Source organism: Methanosarcina sp. UBA289 (genome assembly GCA_002496565.1).
Lineage (GTDB): Archaea > Halobacteriota > Methanosarcinia > Methanosarcinales > Methanosarcinaceae > Methanosarcina.
Genome location: DAKJ01000031.1, coordinates 56,092 through 75,502, shown reverse-complemented (window position 1 = coordinate 75,502; position 19,411 = coordinate 56,092). Strand labels below are relative to the sequence as shown.

Genomic DNA, 19,411 nt, shown 5'->3' with positions numbered 1-19,411 from the left:
ATTGCATCGGCAGCCATCATAACGTGTGGCAGGAACAGTTTCCCTCTCTCAAAAAGGACACCAACCTCGTTCATGCCTGCTGCAAGTCCTTTTTCAATTATTTCGGAAGGTTCCAGTTCTCCTTTAGCTTTTTCAACTGCAGCAAGTACTGTATCCTTCTTGCAGGAAATCATAGCGTCTGCAAGTTCCTGAAGCAATTCTTCTTTGCTAATGTTGCATCCTCCGTTTTAGTTTTCGAACTATAGAGACGTCTCTCCTGTAATTGTCACGATTATATGTGAACATTCAGGCTGTAAGCTCACGCTTCTTGGTGAAGCAATGACTTACAGGAAGAAACTCACGATCATCATGGTGGGAAGCCATGACCACCTCAAGCGAGACAATGAAACCATGAAGACTTCATGATTACGCTGACTGGGGTTCATGAGTGTTTTAGCAGAGGGATTATTTTTTGTGCCATTTTAATCCATTCTGATTACCCATCTTTCAGATGTCTCCAGTATAGAGGTTCTTTTTTCTCATATATATATTTTATTAAAAAATCTAAAACGAAAATAGGGGTTGAATATATACTTTTCGGTAAAACTGGTTTTATAAGTATATTAAGGAAGAAAACAAAATAAAATAATCAAAAAATATAAATATTAGATATCCAAAACGGGTTTTTATAAAAATTCATGAATCTGTTAAAAGAACGTTCTTTATATATATTGAAAGCAGATGAAAACTCAATCGAAAATGAATCCTTGGAATTCCGTTCATCTCCAAACTTTCTCTATGCTAGTATGTTGATACTTACTGTTTTTGATTAACTTTTGAACTCTATCTTTATTTATATATATCGCGAAAAAAATCTGAAACTCTCTTTTTTTCGAGAACTGACATCTTATTTTTTAACAGTTTTTCACTGCACAATCGAAAAACTCCAAAAAAGGAAAAACTTTATATATCCCCTCTTTTTTCGGGCTAGAAATCTCCAGATTAGATTTCTGATAGCCTTAAAAAAAATAAAATCGAAATAGATATGTGGACTACAAAGTCCGATTATAAGCAATCTGATTTACCGTACCCTAATATACATAGTCTGTAAGCTTTATTGACAAGCTCCAGCATTCTGGAATCTTCCCTCTCTATTTTTATTCCGCAGGCGAGGGAAAGGTATTCTGCAAGGTCAAAAACTTCTATTCTTTCATTCTTTCCGGCTTCAATAAGATTCTGCATGCAGCCCCCGCAGTTCGTGATAATTGTGTCACAACCCAGTTTTTCGGCAGCCCTATATCGATCAGAAGCCACATCCAAGGATTCAGACGGGTAATTAACCCTTACTCCGCCTCCAAAGCCACAGCATGCTGAGTTTTCCGGAGTTTCATTGGCAAGTTCGGTGCCCCGGATATGTTTAAGCACTTCTCTTGCTTCTCGATATACTCCCATTACTCTGGTCAGATGGCAGGGGTCATGATAAAAGACCTTATGCTTGAGAACAACCTCAGGAGCAAGTTTTCCTTCCCTTATAAGAAGTTCGAGGTACTGCGAAACGTGTAACACTTGAAAATCAAGTTTCCCAAACATTTTTGGGTAGATATCTTTAAATGCCTTGAAACACCCTGGGCAGGCTGTAATAAGAGTTTTGGCTCCTCTTTTCCGTATTTCTTCAATATTCCTTTGTCCGTTTCTACGGATAGGCCCCGGATCTCCAGAACCCGCGGATACGGCTCCACAGCAGTATTCAACTCCACTCATGACAGTATAGTCGACTGCGGCTTTATCCAGCAGTGCAACCGTGGCTTGTGCCATTATCTTGTTGATATAAGTGCCTGCACATCCAGGAAAATAAACTACTGAGCCTGAACGTTCCTCATACACAGGAGTTTCGTCCAGCTCGGCAATCTTCTTAAAAAGGTTATTTTCAGCTTCAGGGTCTACCATTTTCTGCCTGTCGGTAAGTCCGTGTTCACTTACCCATTTCTGCCTGGCAGGAGAAATAAGCATTTTAATTCCCAGTCCTTCGGGACAGGCATCCTTACAAAGCCCACAGGTCAGGCAGCGCAGCAAAGAGTCGTCATCGATATCCGAATGCCCTTCCAGATACTCGTACAGTCTTTCAAGCAAACCTAAGTCGTTGTATCGAGGACAGACTTCAAGGCATTGTCCGCATTCCGTACAACTTGACTTATGTTTTTCTACCAATTCCATTTTTTCAACTCCATATCATTTTAAACTCGTGTGATTTATTCTCTCTTTAACAGGCACATCTTTAACAGGCTTTAATAGGTATTTTTAATGGGAATCTTTAAAACTTTCTTTTTCAGAAAATCCTTAAAAGTCTCTTTTTAATATGAAATTTTATAAGTTCTTTCTTGATCATAAATCGCTGTAATATTTTTAAAATCAGTAGCATATCATTAAAAATTCTCTTTTTGACAGAAATTCTTTTATTGTCCCTGTTTACATTCTGTCCTGAGAACTGTCCCGGAACTTTAGAGAAGCCCTTAACAGTAAATTAGAATTATGGATAGGATTTTTCCCAAAAAAGATAAGCTAATGTTCAATTATACTATCATAATATATAAGTAGCTATACATGCAGCCATTAAAAGGAAGGGGTTAAAAATCTTCAACGAACTCAAAAACAGTGCAAGAAAGCTGATAATTCCTATTGCCCGCCTGATTCCCTTATCTCCGAATACCCTCACGTTACTGGGTTTTGTCGTAAGTATCGCCGCAGGGGCAGCATTTTCGCTGGGGAAACCTTTTGCGGGGGGATTTCTTATCCTTTTTAGTGGTTTCTTTGATATTCTCGACGGGGGAGTTGCAAGGGCAAAAGGACGAATCACGCCTTTCGGAGGCGTGCTTGATTCAGTTTGCGACCGCTACTCTGATGGTCTGATGTTCCTAGGGATAATAGCTGGTGCAGTTAATGGTAGGCTTGTCCTTTCCCCTATTGTGCAAATTGAAGGCTGGCTCTGGGCAGGTTTTGCCCTTATTGGCTCCTTCCTGGTAAGCTACACCCGTGCCCGCGCGGAGTCGGCAGGTTGCAGGAAACTGTCAGTCGGAATTGCTGAACGCACGGAAAGAATGATTATCCTAGCTCTGGGTGGGATTTCAGGTTTTTTGGGCTGGGCTCTCGTACTTGTAGCTGTATTTTCCCATATAACCATTATCCAGCGCGTGCTTCGGGCAAAAAGTATATTGAGTAAGCCTTCAGAATCCGATTTCCAAAAACCGTAACAGATCCTATCCTGTTAAGAAGCCAGATAATCCGAACCCTACATTACTGGATTACAGTTAAAATATACAATAAAGAGAGCTTCTCTCCTTTCTTCTACCGATACTCATTTATACTACATATTTGATTACAATAGTTGACGATGGCAAATAGAGAAAGAGATTTGCCATTGAGAAAGTACAACTTACTCTGCGGGGCCGTAGGGTAGCCTGGTCCATCCTGCAAGGCTGGGGGTCTTGCGACCTGAGTCCAAATCTCAGCGGCCCCACCAAAATTTTATTCCTGTTCTATTTTGACAATTTTTTGTATATTATTGTACATTATTTCCGATTCTATCCACTTTTCAATTCTTAGTTCTATTTTTAAGATACTTCTGTCTTTTATTGGATTTATGACCACAGCCTACCTAGTCAATGCAAAAATATCGCTTTATTACAAAGTATTTCAAACAAACGACAGTCGTTATTTGTAAAAAATGTAAAGAGGGGGGTAATGAAGCTCAAAGAGAAACACAAACCCCGAAAAACCAGCTTATATGCTTTGTTTGGCTGGAGTGGAGAACTAATTGAGTTGTACCTATTAAGTCTCCATAAGAACAATGATATAGGGCAAGGGAAAATCTAGTGAAATAAGTGCCGTAGACATAAATAAATTGAGAGACTGGTCCTACTACCATGATGAATGCCACACTTGACGATTGGATTCGACACGAAGCAATTCCTTTCTCTGTCGATTCGTCCAAAACTTTCTATGCTTCCATTGACAGGATCATCGCCTCACTTGACGACTCAGTGGAGTTGCTTGGCTTTGGAGAAGCACTCCACGGCGGCGAAGATATTCTTATGCTTCGCAACCGGTTTTTCCAGTGTTTAGTGGAGACACATGGCTACAGTGCCATCGCAATTGAAAGCAGTTTTCCCTGAGCACGTTTAGTAAATGATTACGTGGCCGGTCGCGGACCAACATCGTATGAGGATATTAAATACACCGGATTTAGCCACGGCTTCGGCCGGCTTGAAGCGAATCGAGAACTTGTAGAGTGGATACGAAGCTACAATGCAGATCCTTCCCATCATGTCAAAGTCAACTTCTATGGCTTTGATAGTCCAACAGAGATGACCTTTAGCGATAGCCCACGCCAAGTCCTGGATTTTGTTCTCGATTACCTCTCCTCGATTGATAGTGCCAGCGGCCAGGAGTATCGTGAACGTATCGATGCACTTCTTGGCCAGGACTCCGATTGGGAGAACCCTGCTGCAATGATGGACCCGACGAAGTCAATAGGTCTATCACCCGCTGCAACGTCACTCCGGATTGAGGTGGAAGATCTCATCATGGAACTGCGCTTACGCCGTCCCGAATTTGTGGCTAAGAGTGATGAGGGCCGTCATTTGGAGGCTATGCAATATGCAATGATGTCCAAGCAGTTGCTGAACTATCATGCGGTGCTGGCGCAGACTTCTGCTAAACCTGGTGAAAGGCTTGTCAAAGGCCTCGGCATCCGTGACCTAGTAATGGCAGATAATCTGGCATATACTGTATCCCGCGAGCGTGGTAGAGGAAAAGTTCTGGTCTTCGCTCACAACAGCCACCTGCAGCGTGGAAAGACGCAATGGCAATTAGGTGCTGATTTACTTATCTGGTGGCCAGCAGGAGCGCAACTCAATGAGATGCTCGGCTCACGTTATGCCTTCATCGGAACAGCTGTGGGAGTTTCTGAGGCCAATGGTATCGGCCAACCCGAAGCTGGTACTCTTGAGGCGCGGCTGACTGCTGTACCAGGGCCTGTACGGTTCATTCCAGCTCACAAAGGTCAAGGGCTTCCAGCCTCGGAAATCGACTTGCTTCCAATCCGCTCCGGCAGCATGAAGAATCAAACCTACTTTGCATTGACTCCTCAAAGCTTCACTGATTTCGACTGGCTGGCTGTCCTTAATTCAACGTCATACTCCCGTGGTGGACCACAGCTGTAATCGTGGGATAAAGGAATCTTTGTACGTCAGCAGCTGGTGTCTTACAAGAGCCCAGTATAAGAGTATATGAACTGAAATTGAGGAGACTGGTGTTAACTATAATTAGACTTAGACCTGCCTCAGTTATTACATTTTTTCCCAGTTGATCACGTACTTTAATTTTTATTTCTTGCAGTTTTTGCAATTTTTCTTGTAATTTTCCCGACTTTTTGTTTGATTTTTTTGTTTATGGCATCTGGTATCATCAATTTATTCAGTTGATTATGAAAATTTCTTTGGCGGTATATATCTCACTTGTATAAATGTGGCACTTTTATCCTCAATTTATGATTTATTGGTTCGTAAAAGAGGAATCAAAAGAGAAATAGCTATATAGATAATTTTATCTGTGACTGTTATATCACATTCAACACACTGTATCAAAACACTGTATCAAAACTTTCTTATAATAACTTTAACATTTTCTTTTAATACCGAGGTGTACTGCTTCCTTAAATATGTGGTAAATTAGTAACTCAAAAATAATATTGATTCTATATGTCCCACTCACTTCATTCTCTTCCGCTACTTTTATTACTTTCACTAACTTTTTCACGCCTGTATTTTTCCCGGATTTCTTCGATCATTTCCTCATTAGCTTCAATAACAAAAGCTCCTACGTACCCGCATTCCTTGCAATGGTAAACCGCACCTCCATACCCGCCAGCTTCATAATATAAATCTGCGTTTCCGCAAACAGGGCAAACTTCAATGAATTTTTCTTTATCCAGAACAATTTCCTCCTTCGAAACGGCTTGCAATATCGAATTGTTAAATATATATAAGAAGGATGATTTTAATAAAGATATAGTATCTATTAACCAGTAGCTAAAGATATCAGCCAATATTGGAGAATCCTGATTGGATATTAGCACTATCTAAGGAATCCTGAGAAAAAACGGAATTTCAGATAAATTCCGAATTTTATACAGAATGCGATTTAAGGCTTACAGTGAGTAAAAAATGACTGAAATGATGACCCCTGCAATGCGCCAGTACTACGAAGCCAAGCAGGCATATCCTGACACCCTGATCTTTTTCCGCATGGGAGACTTCTACGAATCTTTCGGGGAAGACGCAAAAACGATTGCAAGAGAACTCGAGATCACGCTTACAGCCCGGGGCAAGGACAAATCAGGAGAAAGAATGCCGCTTGCAGGAATACCCTATCATGCAATTGACACCTATCTTCCAAGGCTCATAAATAAAGGGTATAAAGTGGCAATTTGCGAACAGCTTGAAGACCCGAAAAAGGCAAAGGGAGTCGTAAAACGAGGGGTTGTCAGGGTGGTTACGCCCGGCACTGCAATTGACTCTTCAATGTTTTCAGATGCTTCAAACAATTACCTTATGGCAGTTGCAGGACGAGAAATAGGAAAGTCCGGAAAGAATGCAGAAAAAGAAATAGAAATTGGAGTATCCTTTCTCGATATTTCCACAGGGGAATTTCTTACAACACAGTTTCGGGACTCAGAAAGTTCTGAAAAGCTTCTAAGCGAGCTTGCTCGCATGCGGCCTTCCGAATGTATCCTTCCTCCCTCTATGTATGGGAATCCAGACCTTACCGAGCGATTGAGAGCTCAGACTATTGTTCAGGAGTTTGCCCCTGACATTTCAGGAGCAAAGGAAGCCGGAGAAAGGTTAAAAACCCATTTCAGGGTTGCAACCCTTGAAGGTATGGGATGTGAAAATCTAGATTTTGCAGTATATTCGGCCTGGGCTGCCCTGGAATACGCACAGACCACACAGATGCGGGAGCTTACTCATATCAATACCCTGAGAACTTACTCTAATTCCGAATTTATGATCCTTGATTCCGTAACCCTGCGGAATCTCGAAATCGTGAAAAATGTGCGAGATGAAGGGGACGAAAACTCACTCTATCGCATTTTGAACAGCACGAAAACGCCGATGGGAAGCCGTACTCTGAAAAAATGGCTTTTGAAACCTCTACTTTCTGTAGAAAAAATCAACCATCGACTTGATGCGGTTGAAGAACTGGCAGAAAAGACTCTCCTCCGCTACGACCTCAGGAACTGGCTTTCAGAGGTCAGGGATATAGAACGCCTCGTAGGCAGGGTAGTATATGGAAATTCAAATGCAAGAGACCTCGTAGCCCTGAAAAAATCCCTTGAAGCTCTACCTCCTGTCCGGGATTCCCTTATGGATAATGTCGAATCCGAACTTTTAAAGGATGTTGCAATCGGGCTTGCATCGTTTTCCGAACTTGAAAATCTCGCCAAAATGATAGCTCGGGCAATAGTTGATGAGCCTCCTGTATCGGTTAGGGAAGGAGGCATGATAAAGTCGGGATACAGTGAGGAACTTGATGAACTCAAGGATATTGCAAGCAACAGCAGGCAGTGGATTGCAAATTTTCAGCAGAAAGAAAGAGAAAGAAGCGGCATAAAGTCCCTGAAAGTGGGATATAATAAGGTTTTTGGGTATTACATAGAGGTAACCAATGCTAACAGTAGTCAGGTGCCTGACGACTATATCAGAAAGCAAACCATGGCAAATGCCGAGCGCTTTTTTACCCCTGAACTTAAGGAAAAAGAGAGCCTTATCCTGACAGCCAATGAAAAAGCTATAGCTCTCGAATATGAAATTTTTACAGAAATCGTGCAGACACTTTCAGTTCATTCAAGAGAACTTCAGGAAACCGCTGAAAGAATAGGCGCGCTCGATGTGCTTGCAGACCTGGCTGAAGTAGCAGAAAATAACAATTATATCAGGCCCCAGCTTACGGACGACTGCAAGATCCTTATACGGGACGGGAGGCATCCTGTAGTTGAAAATACCGTACATGGCGGTTTTGTGCCGAACGATACTGAAATGGATTGCAAGGAAAACCAGTTTTTGCTGGTAACAGGTCCAAACATGGCAGGAAAGTCCACCTACATGCGGCAGACTGCCCTTATAGCTATTATGGCTCAGGTAGGCTCTTTTGTTCCTGCATCCTATGCTTCAATAGGGATTATTGACCAGGTCTTTACAAGAATTGGGGCATTTGACGACCTTGCAAGCGGGCAGAGCACCTTTATGGTAGAAATGGTTGAGCTTGCAAACATCCTGAACAATGCAAGTCCCAGAAGCCTTGTGCTTCTTGATGAGATAGGGAGAGGTACAAGTACCTATGACGGGTACAGCATTGCAAAAGCTGTTGTGGAATTTTTGCATAACAGGGGAAGAACTGGAGTAAGGGCTTTATTTGCAACTCATTACCACCAGCTCACAGCCCTTGAAGAAAAATTGAAAAGAGTCAAAAATTATCATATCGCAGTAAAGGAAGAAGGTCATGAGCTAGTATTTCTGCGAAAAATCGTACCAGGTGCAACAGACAGGAGTTACGGAATCCAGGTTGCAAGGCTTGCGGGCGTCCCAGAAAAGGTAATCGAAAGGGCAAATGAGATTCTTAGGGAACTCGAAAGAGAAAATGTGCTCGAAGAGGCTGAAGACGGTAGTAACGGGAAAAAGAGAAAAAGCAAAGCTACAGCACGTTATACCCAGATGATGCTTTTTGACCCAGGGAACAGTGGCGGAAATTCGGCAGAGGTGAACAGGTCCGGCCCTGTAGAAGCCGCCCTGAGAAAATTGAATGTGGAAGAGATGACGCCAATAGAAGCCCTAAACAAGCTCCATGAGCTAAAAAGGCTGCTTGATTAACTGGACTACGGTTGACTAAGGGTAAATTAATCGATGGATCAAAGGTTGATCAAAGGTTGATTAAAGGTTAATTAAAGGTTAGTTAAAGGTCAATTAAAGGTTGATTAAAGGATATCCAATGAAAATTTTCTGGTCCGGATGGAGTTAAAGGAATGATGGAAGAACATCTTGAAGCGAAAGAAAAAGCTAAGGGAAATAAAATTCGGATTCTTGATAAGGATACGATAAACAAAATCGCAGCAGGAGAGGTAATCGAGCGCCCTGCGTCCGTAGTAAAAGAGCTGATAGACAACTCAATCGATTCAGGAGCTACGGATATCCGAATTGAAGTCGAAAAAGGCGGAAAACGTTCAATTCTTGTCCGGGACAATGGATGCGGGATGGGCAGAGAGGATGTCCTGCTTGCATACAAAAAGCATGCAACGAGCAAGCTCACTCGAATTGAAGATCTCAATACTATTTCTACAATGGGGTTCAGGGGAGAGGCTCTTTCGTCTATCACAGCTGTTTCAAAGGTTGAGATCCTTACCCGGCCTCCAGAAGAAATCACAGGCACTAGGATAGTGATCCATGGGGGAAAAGTTCTCGAAACTTCGGATGCAGGCACGGCTCCAGGCACATCTGTACACGTAAAAGATTTGTTTTACAATACCCCGGCAAGGCAGAAATACCTTAAAAGCGACCGTACCGAGCTTGCCCATATTACTGATACGGTAATGCATCTTGCCCTGGCAAATCCGGAGATTTCCTTTACTCTGCTCAGTGAAGGAAAGCCAGTCATAAGAAACGCAGGCTCAAGTGAACCTTTTAAAAGCATTGTAAATCTTCTGGGACCAGATACGGCTCGTTCAATGCTTCCCCTGGAATACAGGACAGAAGATTTTGAAATCTGGGGATACATCTCAAAGCCTGAAATCACACGAAGAGAAAGCGACCAGCTTTTCCTGTTTGTAAATACTCGTCCGGTAGTTTCAAGAGCCATCAATAAAGCTATTCGCGAAGGATATTATACAAAAATTCCAAAAGAACGTTATCCTGTGGCAGTGCTTTCTCTTATTGTTGATCCCGGGGAAGTGGACGTTAATGTGCACCCCCGCAAAGCCGAAGTGCGTTTCAGCCGGGAGAAAGAGCTTGGAGATGCGGTCACATTTGCGATAGAAAAAGTACTCTCCGAGAATGCTCTGGCCCCTGAAATCCGGGAAAAAAGAGACCGAGCTTTTCAGAAAACCTTTGAGGTTTCAGATCCTTCAGTTTCAGGTTCTTCAGGTAGATTGCAGGTCTCCGAAGCTGCGGAAACTTTTAGAAGCACGGAGGCTGGAAAGGAAACCAGGATCCTGGAGAAAACCTTCCTTCCTGAAAGTGGCAAGGTTCTTAGGGATAAGGCCGAGACATACGTTTATCCGGTAAAAGACACTGAGAGAAGGCTAAAAAGGTCAGAGCGTCTTCTGGACTTTACCGCAGAGGGAGGAGCGCAGGAAATTTCAGATGATAAAAAACTGGATAATAAAATCAAGCAGGAAAGGGAGAAAGAAGGAGAAGGTAAAAAGAAAATAACAGGTATTCAAGAGACTGAAATTCAAAAAGCAGGTTCAGAGGAGAAGGAATCTGAGGATATCGATGCCGAAAAGAGGCAAAGGATAAAACAAAAACCGAATACTGATCCTTTTGAAAACCTGCGGATTATAGGGCAGGTCTCGAAGCTGTACATCCTTGCCGAAAGAGGAGAAGACCTTGTGCTTATCGACCAGCACGCTGCCCACGAGAGAATTCTTTACGAGCAGGTTTTGAAAATGAAAAAATCCAGGGTGCAGGAGCTGATCACACCTGTAACCATAGACCTTACTCCTAAAGAGAAAGTGCTTATGGAAGAATACATTCCTTATCTGGAAGATTGTGGTTTCGGAATTTCCGAATTCGGGAATAATACATACGTAGTCACCTTCGTGCCTGAGGTTTTCGGGCGGCTTGAGGATCCCGAGGTTATCCATGATGTAGTTTCGGATCTTTTAGCTTCAGGAAAAGTTAAAAAAGATACCGGAATTTCGGAAAAGGTCTGCAAGACTCTTGCATGCAGGGCTGCGATTAAAGGAGGAGCAGCTTGCAGCCCCAGACAGATGGAAGATCTAATAGAGCAGCTTAAAAAGGCTGAAAATCCCTACTCCTGTCCTCATGGCAGGCCCACAGTGATCACATTTACAAAAGGAGAACTGGACCGCATGTTTGCAAGAATCCAGTAAAAAGGGCTACAGTCTGGGAAAAATTCTATCCAATTTTTTCCCCTTTTTCTCTTAATATTTATTTTTACTCGGATTTCCTAAATAGGGTTCATTACTGCCTTCCTTATTTCTCCCAATTATTTTAGAGTAAAACGAATTGTACTCCAAACTTGTTTCAATGAGGTTAAAAAACATAGTAGGGAGATCTAAATATGAAGATTCTATTGAGATATTATGGAGATATAGCTAACATGTCCATAGTCAATTAACGTTTCTCCATTAAGGATCATTCTTAGTTTCCTATACATTTATATAATATAACTTAAGATGTAGTAGTGTGCCAGGCGAGTGCTGGCATTTGAAAAAGGCATCATTCCCAAGGCTATTTTTCACACACCAACCCAAACCCCCAATAAGGAACGACTCCCCAATCGTTCCATAATCCAGGATAAAACCCCATTTCCGAAAAACAAACCCCCACTCCTGGAATGATGCCACCTCTTTTCTATTACCCCTTTTCTATTCTATCTGTTCTTTTGGCGTCAGTTATTTTCATCATAAAGTAAGAAAAACCAGGAAATATGGCAAGGGGTATCCCGAGAATCAATTGGATACTTTTTAGATTTTCACGTCAATACATTTATAATAAAAAACCTCCGAGTATTCTTCCATGATAGATCCTGTTAACAATTTCAAGATTCCTGATGAATGGATTGCCCGCACCGGGCTGCCCAGGGAAGAACTTGAAACAAAAGTAGCATCCGGGATGATTGTGGTTCTGAGTGACGGATCTGTCCTCAAACGAGGGTACACTACAGGAACCACAGCAAGTGCAGCTGCAAAAGCCGCAGTCCTTTCTCTTAAGAAAACGGTTGATAGCGTGTCCGTCCCGACTCCTGTGGGATTGAGAGCCCAGCTTGAGGTCAGCGAAGCTTCACAGGGGCGTGCAGTTGTGAAAAAGATTCTAAATGACCATGAATCCGATATTACCCGGGGGCTTGAATTTGTAGGAGAAGCAAGGGAAGCTGAGGGAATCCGAATTCTCGGAGGAAAAGGCATAGGAATTGTCAGAAGGGATGGGCTGCAGGTTCCGAAAAATCAGCCGGCAATTAACCCGAAACCAATGGAACAGATAAAGGCCGCAGTGCAGGAAGCCGTAGAAGAACTGGGCCTGAAAGGAGCTGAGGTTACAATCTCAATTCCGGAAGGGGAGAGAATCGGAAAAGAGACTCTGAATAGCAGGATCGGCGTTGAAGGCGGAATTTCGGTACTTGGAAGCACGGGATTTGTTGAGCCCTGGAACGACCATCTGGGAGAGATGAAAGGAGATCTGATCCGCTGCACAGATAAGGTAGTTCTGACTACAGGCAGGGTCGGAATGCGCTACTCCCATATGCTTTTCCCTGATTATACAGTCGTTATGGTTGGAAGCAGGATCTCGGAAGGGCTTGATTACGCCTCAGGCGATATAATTATCTGTGGGCTTCCCGGCCTTGTCCTTAAATGGGGAAACCCTGAAATGCTTGAAGGCAGCGGGTATGCAACTGTTGTTGAAATGCTTAAAAAAGCGCCTGAACACGTACGCCTTAAAGAAGCTTTCGAGATGGCAGTCGAGAAAGGAAAAGGTGCAAGAATCATAGTGATCGACAGAGATGGTTCGGTCCTGATGGACAGCAAAAGTGAGATTTGAGCTAATAAGAATAGATAATTATACTAAAAATCGGATAATTAATCTGAAAATCATATAATTAAAAGCTGAATACCAGGTAATTAAGCTGAAAATCAGATAATTAAGCTGGAATATGAAATATTATACTTGAAAACTAGTCAGATAAAGGGGAAGAAAAATGATTGTGGTAGGAGTTGGAGTTGGGCCTGGAATGCTTACGGAAGAAGGAATAAAGGCTATAAGGAAAGCCTCTGTGGTTTATGGTGCAAAAAGAGCCCTTGAAATTGCCCAGGGATATATAACATGTGAAGCTAAACCGATTAAAGACTATAAGTCTCTTCACCTTCTGCCACCAGATGCAGTCGTCCTGTCCACAGGTGATCCCATGTTTTCAGGGTTAGGAAAATTCGCAGGGGAGAAGGACACAATCATTCCGGGGATTTCCTCAATGCAGGTGGCGTGTGCACGTACTAAAGTAAACCTGACCAACCTCTGCGCAATCACAGCCCATGGCAGGGACTCGGAACCTGCAAGAGCTGAGTTAGTCCGAGAGTTAAATAACGGAAGAAATATCTTCCTGCTGCCGGAAGAGGCCTTTGGCTCGTTTGAGGTCGCAGAAATCCTGAAAGAAATGGGTATTGAAGCTGAACTTTATACCTGCGAAAACCTCGGTTATCCTGAAGAAAGGATTGCAAAAGGCACGCCTGAAAACCCGCCAGTTCCGGAAACAATTCTTTATGGGCTGCTTGTCGTACAAAAAAGGTAATTCTCTGAAAAGCAAACAGAGTGTCGCCGATAGGTAGGCTAAATCTAGTAAAACCGTTAGTTTTGGCAGAGCCTGTAATTTCTAACGTGCGGGCTGGAACAATGAAAGCATTGAAGTTCAGTTCTTGATTTAACTTACCATGAGGCGCATGACTACATAAAAGATCAAATCCCCAAAAACGACGGCAGTAATAAATCCTGCTGTAATTGAAAGCATGAATGGTAATCCGAGAGTAACCCATATATCTTTCTCAATCAAACCTTTTTTCAGATACTCATCAAGCTCCGGTTTTTGATCTGCATCGAAGTTGAGGCCTATAAGGGAAAATTTCTTTTTGAGTCTTCCACTTTCATCAAGCTCAAATTTTTCAAGCAGGCCAAGGTGTTTTTTATATTTCAGGGAAGAAACATTAGTTCTGTATCCTATGAACATGTAAAGTGGATTTTTGGTCATTTCAGGCGAAAAATGTAGAACGTTATAGCAGAACATCCCTAGAGGAACAAGCGTTGTCAAGAGAAGAGCATTTCCCAGTACCGTAAATGTAAAAAGTCCTACAGGCGGAATCCCAAGCAGGGGATATATTTTTCCTGAAAAGCTAAAGACTGGATAAGAAGGAAAAAGGATGGAAAGCGCTATCAGTCCTTTTGCATCTCCACCCCCGAAAGCTCCGAGCTGAAAAAGGATATAAACTACAGCGAAAACAAGAACTCCTGAAAACAGGAGAGGTTTAAGATAGTAAGTCCCGTCGGTAAACACTCCGTAAGAAATGAACACAGACCCGGCTGCAAGCATGTATTTCCAGACCTTGTTTGAGACCCTGCGGGAATTAAGGTCCGAATAACAAGAGTACAATAAAAAGGGCATGCTGAACAGGATTTTGAGGATTTCTATCATTTCAACTCTGCAACGAAACTAGTTTTACAGTTATATAAATTTATTACTTATCTACTTTATTGATTATGTAGTTGAAAATCTTCTGCAGAACAACTGATTACTTCGCTCCCTATGATAATCTTAGTAGAATGAAAAAGGTATGAACAGAATTGATAAAAAGGCAGAAAAAACTGAAATCCAGTTCCAAGTAAATATAATAAGAATTTCATTACGCGTCGGAGCAGCCACTACCATCGTTAACGAGCGATAAGCTTATACATAAGAAGTTCTATTTTATGGTGCTTAATCCTTTTAATTTTCAATTTCAATCCAGGGCTCGTGGTCTAGACGGTTATGACGTCGCCTTCACACGGCGGAGGTCCTGAGTTCGAATCTCAGCGGGCCCACTCTCTTTTATATTCTTATTTTCAGATCCCAAGAGTGTAGAGAGCCTCTTTTCTAATGCTTCAATTCATTCTTCAAGATCAGCTTTTTCTTCAAATTGTGTAACTTTAAGTTCACAGTTAATCCCTTCTTCAAGAGCAATTAAATAAACAGGTTTACTATCTTACTAGGGAGGAAAACAGCAATGACTGAAATGACTGAAAAAGAAAAAGCATCTCGAGGTTTATTATATAATGCATACTATGATAAAGAGCTGATCGATGAGCGAGCTTATTGTAAAGCACTTTGCTACGAATATAATCAGCTTCATCCAACAAAAATTGGGGAAAGGACAGCTTTAATTCAGAAACTTTTTGGTAAAACCAGAGGCTCTTTTCTTATTGAGCCGCCATTTATGTGCGACTACGGTTACAACATCGAGATAGGCAGCAATTTCTATGCAAATCACAACTGTATCATCCTTGACGCAGCAAAGGTTGTTTTTGGTGATAATGTGATGATCGCTCCAAACTGCGGCTTCTATACAGCCGGACATCCACTTGATGCAGAACGCCGCAACACAGGACTGGAGTATGCTTATCCAATTAAAGTCGGGAGCAATGTATGGATAGGCGGTAATGTTGTTGTACTGCCTGGAATAACTATCGGAGATAATGCTGTTATCGGCGCTGGAAGTGTTGTGACAAAAGATATTCCGCCTGGCGTTGTTGCCTTTGGGAATCCTTGCAGAGTTATTCGTGAGATTATTGATGGAGATAAGAAGTTCTAATCCTTGTTTTTGTGAATCTGGCTTTGTTTCCTTTATATTTCTGACAATAGTAATATACAGAATATTTTCCTTTCTGTCTCTATAAAGCCTTAACGCGGCGAGGGTTCTGAGTTCGAATCTTATAGTTAAGGATCATTCACTCTATTGCCAAAAAGTGCAAAATCCTTTGATTAAGAAGGATTTCTGCTCCCATATAATTTATACCGTGTTCATCTTTCTTTATCTGATTTGTGAATTCCGGAATAACTGAATTCATCGAGCATAAAAATTTTGCAGTTAAGTTTTCGATGGGTTTTGTGTATGAGCCTATCCCAAAACTCAAAATTATCTTCGAACCGATAAGAATTTCAGAACTATTTTTCATGATCGGAAAATTCATTAATTTTACGAACTCAAATTCAGATAAGTAATTTTGAGTTTTGGGATAGGCTCGTAATAAAAGAGATTTTTGGAAAATAATTTTTTTGACATTAGTTATTGAATATTTTTAAATTGGTAGGGATTAGCTATTTTACAAAATCTTGTAATTGTGATTATGCTGGTTCATAAGGCACATCAAAATATATCATCTCTGCAAAAAGAACAAGCATCGATATACAAATCATAACTCCTAGAATAAAAGCAATAGCATCTCTAATATTTTCAATCAAACTCTTACTTGTCTTTATTATCCCACTATTCTCTGGACATTCTGCAATTTTCATGTTAATTATTTTGTTATACAATCCTATAAAATCTAATATATATTTTAATGCTAGTAGACTAAAATAGGGAATAAGCACAAATATCGTCAAAATTCCTGAACCTATTCCTACATACTTAAAATTATCGTGATCAAAAATCGTTGTGAAAACTGGAATGGAGCCAATGAGTATAATTAACTCTACGTAAATCCAAGCATAAGGCTCAACATTATGTATTATATCTTCAAAAATGACTTTCGGTTTTTTTATTAATTTACATGGTATTTTGTTAAATATAGCTTTACCCCCGTCCCATTCCCCGTTTCAATGGATTATATGTTTTCTTTTTTGATATATTCTTGGACTAATTCTAAATTAATGAAAATTCCTAACGAACCTATCCCAAGAACCATTTTACTCCCATATTGTGAGGTGTCCATAACTATTTTCCTAATCAATAGTTCGACTGTTCCTTTCAAAACAAGATTCAAAGAAGTAGTTTTTGAGTTTTGGGATCAGCTCTATAATACCGCCATGAGAAACTTTTAAAGCTAAATTATAGCTGTTAAAATCACATAATTTTGCACTCTTGCTAATATATCCTTAAATTGCCTTAACCCACGACTTCCCATCCCATTTTTTACGATGCATCATTATCATTGCACGATTTAAGAGAAGTTCTTCGCCCGAGTCGATGAAACCGTTCACATTCTTGAGTCCATGTTCGAAAGTATATCTAAGGCGTCCAGAATACCATTCTAAAAATTTTAAAAATGCTTCGAATTCCGATACCCTCAGTTCCTGCATAAAGAATTCAATGCATATTTTTTGCAGTTGGTCTTGTCTCGGTAGCCAGAAATAATTAATTGAATTATTTCCGGGATAGAGTAAAACCTCAACTTCTTCAGAAGCAGGATTATAAACAAAATCCCCGGATTGGAAAACCCATTTTCTTTGAATTTCCTTTGCTGATTCGCACATTTTGATGTATTTCTCTGATGTATCCACTTAACCATCCTCAGAAATCATCACTCATGCAATATTTAAAAGGAATATCCGAGCTAACTGAAAGTATTTGATCTCAAATGGTTGTTATAGAGCCTATTCTAAAACTCAAATTGAGCCTCTGAATCCCAAATTTTAATACCAGTTGGGTTTCAGATTATGAAAATTGCCTTGAAATTCTTACTGAAATGAGAAACAAGATTGGTTTGGTATGAGCTCATTGCAAAAAAGGATGGGGAAAATAAATAGAATTGCTACTTAAAGTGACAAGCAAAAAAGTCATGTTTATTCTTTTCCTGCCTTCAATCATCCTTGATTCTTACTCTTAAGCTTCTCAAGCAGGCTTGATACTCTTTCCTTCGCATTCTCTGTCTCTTGCACATTTTTAGTGATGGTAATATCCAGAACATCGCCTTCCTTGCTGCATGCAGGCAACAAAAAGAGAGGGATGTCAATTTTTATTGACTCGTCATCCCTTATAAGCAGCACTGCATTACCTTCTTCTATGCGGTCAAGAGTAACTTTGAAATTTTCCATCTTCAGCTCTCCAGTTTTGAGATCAGCTTTCCACTATTGTCGTAGAGATATGCTGCGTCACCATCGTTGTTCCATACAGGGTTGTCTAATTGCCAGTAAAACTCAGTAGCTGAGTTTATGCCCTTTCCGGTAAATACAGTTACGGTAGATCCTGCATTCAGGGTGTAAGGCTGAAACGTATAGGTATGTTTATTGCCTTCATCTTCAATTTTCCAGCCGTTCAGGGAAACTGGAGAAGACCCTGTGTTCGATATCCGAACCCATTCATCTTGAAGATTCAGGTCGCTTACATAAACAGTCAATTTTGCAGAACCTGGAGTTTCCGACTCTTCAGTTGTTGAATCTGTAGAAGTGTAAGCTTCATTTCTACTGGAGATCGTTCCGGTTTTTTCAGTTGTTACGGTATAAGTAGACCCATCGGTTGTAACAGTAATTGTTCCATCCAAGTCTGTTCTGTAGACTTTTGAAGCTTTCTGTAATTTTTCAAGAATTTCAGCATGAGGATGTCCATAGTCGTTTCCTGCTCCAACTTCGATAACACTTACTTTAGGACTTACAGCTGAAATGAACGATGTTCCACTACCAGATCTGCTGGCGTGGTGTCCGACTTTTAATATGTCAGAATCTACATTATATCCAGCTTTCATGATGCGTTCCTCTGTTTCAAGGCCTGCATCACCCATGAGCAAGAATGAAGTGGTTCCGTAAGTCACCTTGAGGACTACTGAGTTTTCGTTCAAATCTTCAGAATATGTCTTTGCAGGATTTAAGACTTCAATATCAACAGCAGGATCAAAATCGATTTTTTGACCAGCTTGAGCTACTTGGAAGGGAATACTTTTCTGATCAATAGTGGTCAGCATATTCTCGTAAGTCTTAGAGGTATGAGGGTATCCACTGTCAACAAAATGCTCTACCTGGAAGTTGTTAAGAATCTCGTTCATCCCGCCGATATGATCAGAATGTGGATGGGTTGCAACTACATAGTCCAGTGTTGAAATTCCCTGGTCCTGCAAGTAAGCTGTGACAACTTTTCCCTGGTCACTTTCTCCTGAGTCAATTAACATGGATTTTCCATCAATCTCCAGGAGGATTGAATCTCCTTGACCAACGTCCAGGAAATGAATGGTAAGGTTCTGGCCTGATAGAGTAATGGTATCTTGAGTAGTTGTAGGAGTTGTTTGTTCCGAAGCTGTTTCAATAGGAGCTTCTTTTGGAGAAGTTTCTTTTTGATCTGTACATCCGGTTGCAATGAGTATTAGGGTCAGGCAGAAGATTACGGTAGTAAATTGCGAGGGTTTCATAAATATATTAATGCGTCAGATATATTAGAAACTTGCATTGAGCTCTCTTAAAACTTATTTTGTTCTTAAAAGCTACAAAGATGAAAATTAATACCAAAAAGAAATGCTTTAAGCTTATATTTTTAGAAATTCTTGTTTTCTTCATCAGATCTAAATAGACTTTATACAGCTGAGGTTTTGAGTTTGGATCTCAGTGGGCCCACTTTTACTATTGTGGCTATTTTCCTTATTTTCTGATTTCAAGAGCATATAGAGCTTTTTTCCAGCTGTCAAGTCTTACT

The 19,411-nt window shown here is 40.9% G+C and carries 16 protein-coding genes, 2 tRNA genes and 1 pseudogene; 10 read left to right on the top strand and 9 right to left on the bottom strand.

All coding sequences use genetic code 11. The features are described 5' to 3' along the window. From BP549_RS15755 to BP549_RS15745, 3 genes are all read right to left on the bottom strand, one after another. Positions 1–212: B12-binding domain-containing protein (locus BP549_RS15755; protein WP_413788526.1), on the bottom strand; the 212-nt coding region annotated here is incomplete at its 3' end. Between the two features lie 832 nt (positions 213–1,044). Beyond that, on the bottom strand, positions 1,045–2,193 hold the full coding sequence (locus BP549_RS15750; RefSeq protein ID WP_292382162.1) for a (Fe-S)-binding protein: 1,149 nt from the start codon (positions 2,191–2,193) through the stop codon (positions 1,045–1,047). Between the two features lie 364 nt (positions 2,194–2,557). After that, positions 2,558–2,833, bottom strand: a complete 276-nt coding sequence (locus tag BP549_RS15745; protein ID WP_292382160.1) for a hypothetical protein — start codon at positions 2,831–2,833, stop codon at positions 2,558–2,560. Between BP549_RS15745 and BP549_RS15740 the strand changes: the two genes are divergently transcribed. The 4 genes and pseudogenes from BP549_RS15740 to BP549_RS15725 all read left to right on the top strand — a co-directional run. Further along, complete coding sequence (locus BP549_RS15740; protein ID WP_292382163.1) at positions 2,715–3,227, top strand: CDP-alcohol phosphatidyltransferase family protein; 513 nt, start codon at positions 2,715–2,717, stop codon at positions 3,225–3,227. The two genes, BP549_RS15745 and BP549_RS15740, sit on opposite strands and share 119 nt — an antisense overlap. Before the next feature lie 191 nt (positions 3,228–3,418). Continuing rightward, positions 3,419–3,496 (top strand) — tRNA-Pro (locus BP549_RS15735). A 403-nt stretch (positions 3,497–3,899) separates the two neighbouring features. Continuing rightward, positions 3,900–4,148 carry a hypothetical protein gene (locus BP549_RS15730; RefSeq protein WP_292382158.1) on the top strand — a complete coding sequence of 83 codons (249 nt, stop codon included), beginning with the start codon at positions 3,900–3,902 and terminating at the stop codon, positions 4,146–4,148. Between the two features lie 12 nt (positions 4,149–4,160). Further along, positions 4,161–5,198 (top strand): annotated as a pseudogene (locus BP549_RS15725) (erythromycin esterase family protein); the annotation flags it as partial. Positions 5,199–5,749: 551 nt separating this feature from the next. Here the strand turns inward: BP549_RS15725 and BP549_RS15720 are convergent. Continuing rightward, positions 5,750–5,998 (bottom strand): hypothetical protein, encoded by a 249-nt coding sequence (locus BP549_RS15720; protein WP_292382156.1) that lies wholly within the window; start codon positions 5,996–5,998, stop codon positions 5,750–5,752. 202 nt (positions 5,999–6,200) lie between these two features. On the opposite strand from BP549_RS15720, the gene mutS reads away from it, so the two are divergent. The 4 genes from mutS (at position 6,201) to BP549_RS15700 (ending at position 13,554) form a co-directional block, all read left to right on the top strand. After that, positions 6,201–8,903 (top strand): DNA mismatch repair protein MutS, encoded by a 2,703-nt coding sequence (gene mutS, locus BP549_RS15715; protein WP_292382154.1) that lies wholly within the window; start codon positions 6,201–6,203, stop codon positions 8,901–8,903. Between the two features lie 152 nt (positions 8,904–9,055). Continuing rightward, positions 9,056–11,140: a DNA mismatch repair endonuclease MutL gene (mutL, locus tag BP549_RS15710; protein WP_292382152.1), complete on the top strand. Its 2,085-nt coding sequence runs from the start codon at positions 9,056–9,058 to the stop codon at positions 11,138–11,140. A gap of 649 nt (positions 11,141–11,789) precedes the next feature. Continuing rightward, on the top strand, positions 11,790–12,809 hold the full coding sequence (locus BP549_RS15705) for a cobalt-precorrin-5B (C(1))-methyltransferase (protein ID WP_292382150.1): 1,020 nt from the start codon (positions 11,790–11,792) through the stop codon (positions 12,807–12,809). Positions 12,810–12,966: 157 nt separating this feature from the next. Next, positions 12,967–13,554, top strand: coding sequence for a cobalt-precorrin-7 (C(5))-methyltransferase (locus BP549_RS15700; protein WP_292372048.1), 588 nt, complete (start codon positions 12,967–12,969; stop codon positions 13,552–13,554). A gap of 129 nt (positions 13,555–13,683) precedes the next feature. Here BP549_RS15700 and BP549_RS15695 read toward each other — a convergent pair whose 3' ends face one another. Continuing rightward, complete coding sequence (locus BP549_RS15695) at positions 13,684–14,448, bottom strand: A24 family peptidase C-terminal domain-containing protein (protein ID WP_292382149.1); 765 nt, start codon at positions 14,446–14,448, stop codon at positions 13,684–13,686. Between the two features lie 312 nt (positions 14,449–14,760). Between BP549_RS15695 and BP549_RS15690 the strand changes: the two genes are divergently transcribed. Both BP549_RS15690 and BP549_RS15685 read left to right on the top strand, forming a co-directional pair. Then, positions 14,761–14,834: transfer RNA gene (locus BP549_RS15690), tRNA-Val, on the top strand. A gap of 182 nt (positions 14,835–15,016) precedes the next feature. Further along, positions 15,017–15,601: a sugar O-acetyltransferase gene (locus BP549_RS15685; RefSeq protein ID WP_292382147.1), complete on the top strand. Its 585-nt coding sequence runs from the start codon at positions 15,017–15,019 to the stop codon at positions 15,599–15,601. Between the two features lie 533 nt (positions 15,602–16,134). Here the strand turns inward: BP549_RS15685 and BP549_RS15680 are convergent. The 4 genes from BP549_RS15680 to BP549_RS15665 all read right to left on the bottom strand — a co-directional run bounded on the left by BP549_RS15680 (position 16,135) and on the right by BP549_RS15665 (position 19,130). Continuing rightward, the gene (locus BP549_RS15680; RefSeq protein ID WP_292372042.1) at positions 16,135–16,305 is read right to left on the bottom strand and encodes a hypothetical protein; all 171 of its coding nucleotides are present in this window, start codon (positions 16,303–16,305) and stop codon (positions 16,135–16,137) included. Between the two features lie 582 nt (positions 16,306–16,887). After that, the gene (locus BP549_RS15675) at positions 16,888–17,292 is read right to left on the bottom strand and encodes a hypothetical protein (RefSeq protein ID WP_292372040.1); all 405 of its coding nucleotides are present in this window, start codon (positions 17,290–17,292) and stop codon (positions 16,888–16,890) included. A gap of 303 nt (positions 17,293–17,595) precedes the next feature. Further along, entirely contained in the window at positions 17,596–17,826 is a 231-nt protein-coding gene (locus BP549_RS15670) for a DUF3006 domain-containing protein (RefSeq protein ID WP_292382145.1), read from the bottom strand. A 2-nt stretch (positions 17,827–17,828) separates the two neighbouring features. Continuing rightward, positions 17,829–19,130, bottom strand: coding sequence for a lamin tail domain-containing protein (locus tag BP549_RS15665; protein WP_292382144.1), 1,302 nt, complete (start codon positions 19,128–19,130; stop codon positions 17,829–17,831). Positions 19,131–19,411 lie beyond the last annotated feature (281 nt).

What these genes read in the sequence shown, in the direction of transcription:
- BP549_RS15750 (WP_292382162.1), bottom strand. Translation starts at nt 2,193, where the DNA reads ATGGAATTGGTAGAAAAACATAAGTCAAGTTGTACGGAATGCGGACAA.
- BP549_RS15730 (WP_292382158.1), top strand. Translation starts at nt 3,900, where the DNA reads ATGATGAATGCCACACTTGACGATTGGATTCGACACGAAGCAATTCCT.
- mutS (WP_292382154.1), top strand. Translation starts at nt 6,201, where the DNA reads ATGACTGAAATGATGACCCCTGCAATGCGCCAGTACTACGAAGCCAAG.
- mutL (WP_292382152.1), top strand. Translation starts at nt 9,056, where the DNA reads ATGATGGAAGAACATCTTGAAGCGAAAGAAAAAGCTAAGGGAAATAAA.
- BP549_RS15705 (WP_292382150.1), top strand. Translation starts at nt 11,790, where the DNA reads ATGATAGATCCTGTTAACAATTTCAAGATTCCTGATGAATGGATTGCC.
- BP549_RS15700 (WP_292372048.1), top strand. Translation starts at nt 12,967, where the DNA reads ATGATTGTGGTAGGAGTTGGAGTTGGGCCTGGAATGCTTACGGAAGAA.
- BP549_RS15695 (WP_292382149.1), bottom strand. Translation starts at nt 14,448, where the DNA reads ATGATAGAAATCCTCAAAATCCTGTTCAGCATGCCCTTTTTATTGTAC.
- BP549_RS15685 (WP_292382147.1), top strand. Translation starts at nt 15,017, where the DNA reads ATGACTGAAATGACTGAAAAAGAAAAAGCATCTCGAGGTTTATTATAT.
- BP549_RS15680 (WP_292372042.1), bottom strand. Translation starts at nt 16,305, where the DNA reads ATGAAAATTGCAGAATGTCCAGAGAATAGTGGGATAATAAAGACAAGT.
- BP549_RS15670 (WP_292382145.1), bottom strand. Translation starts at nt 17,826, where the DNA reads ATGGAAAATTTCAAAGTTACTCTTGACCGCATAGAAGAAGGTAATGCA.
- BP549_RS15665 (WP_292382144.1), bottom strand. Translation starts at nt 19,130, where the DNA reads ATGAAACCCTCGCAATTTACTACCGTAATCTTCTGCCTGACCCTAATA.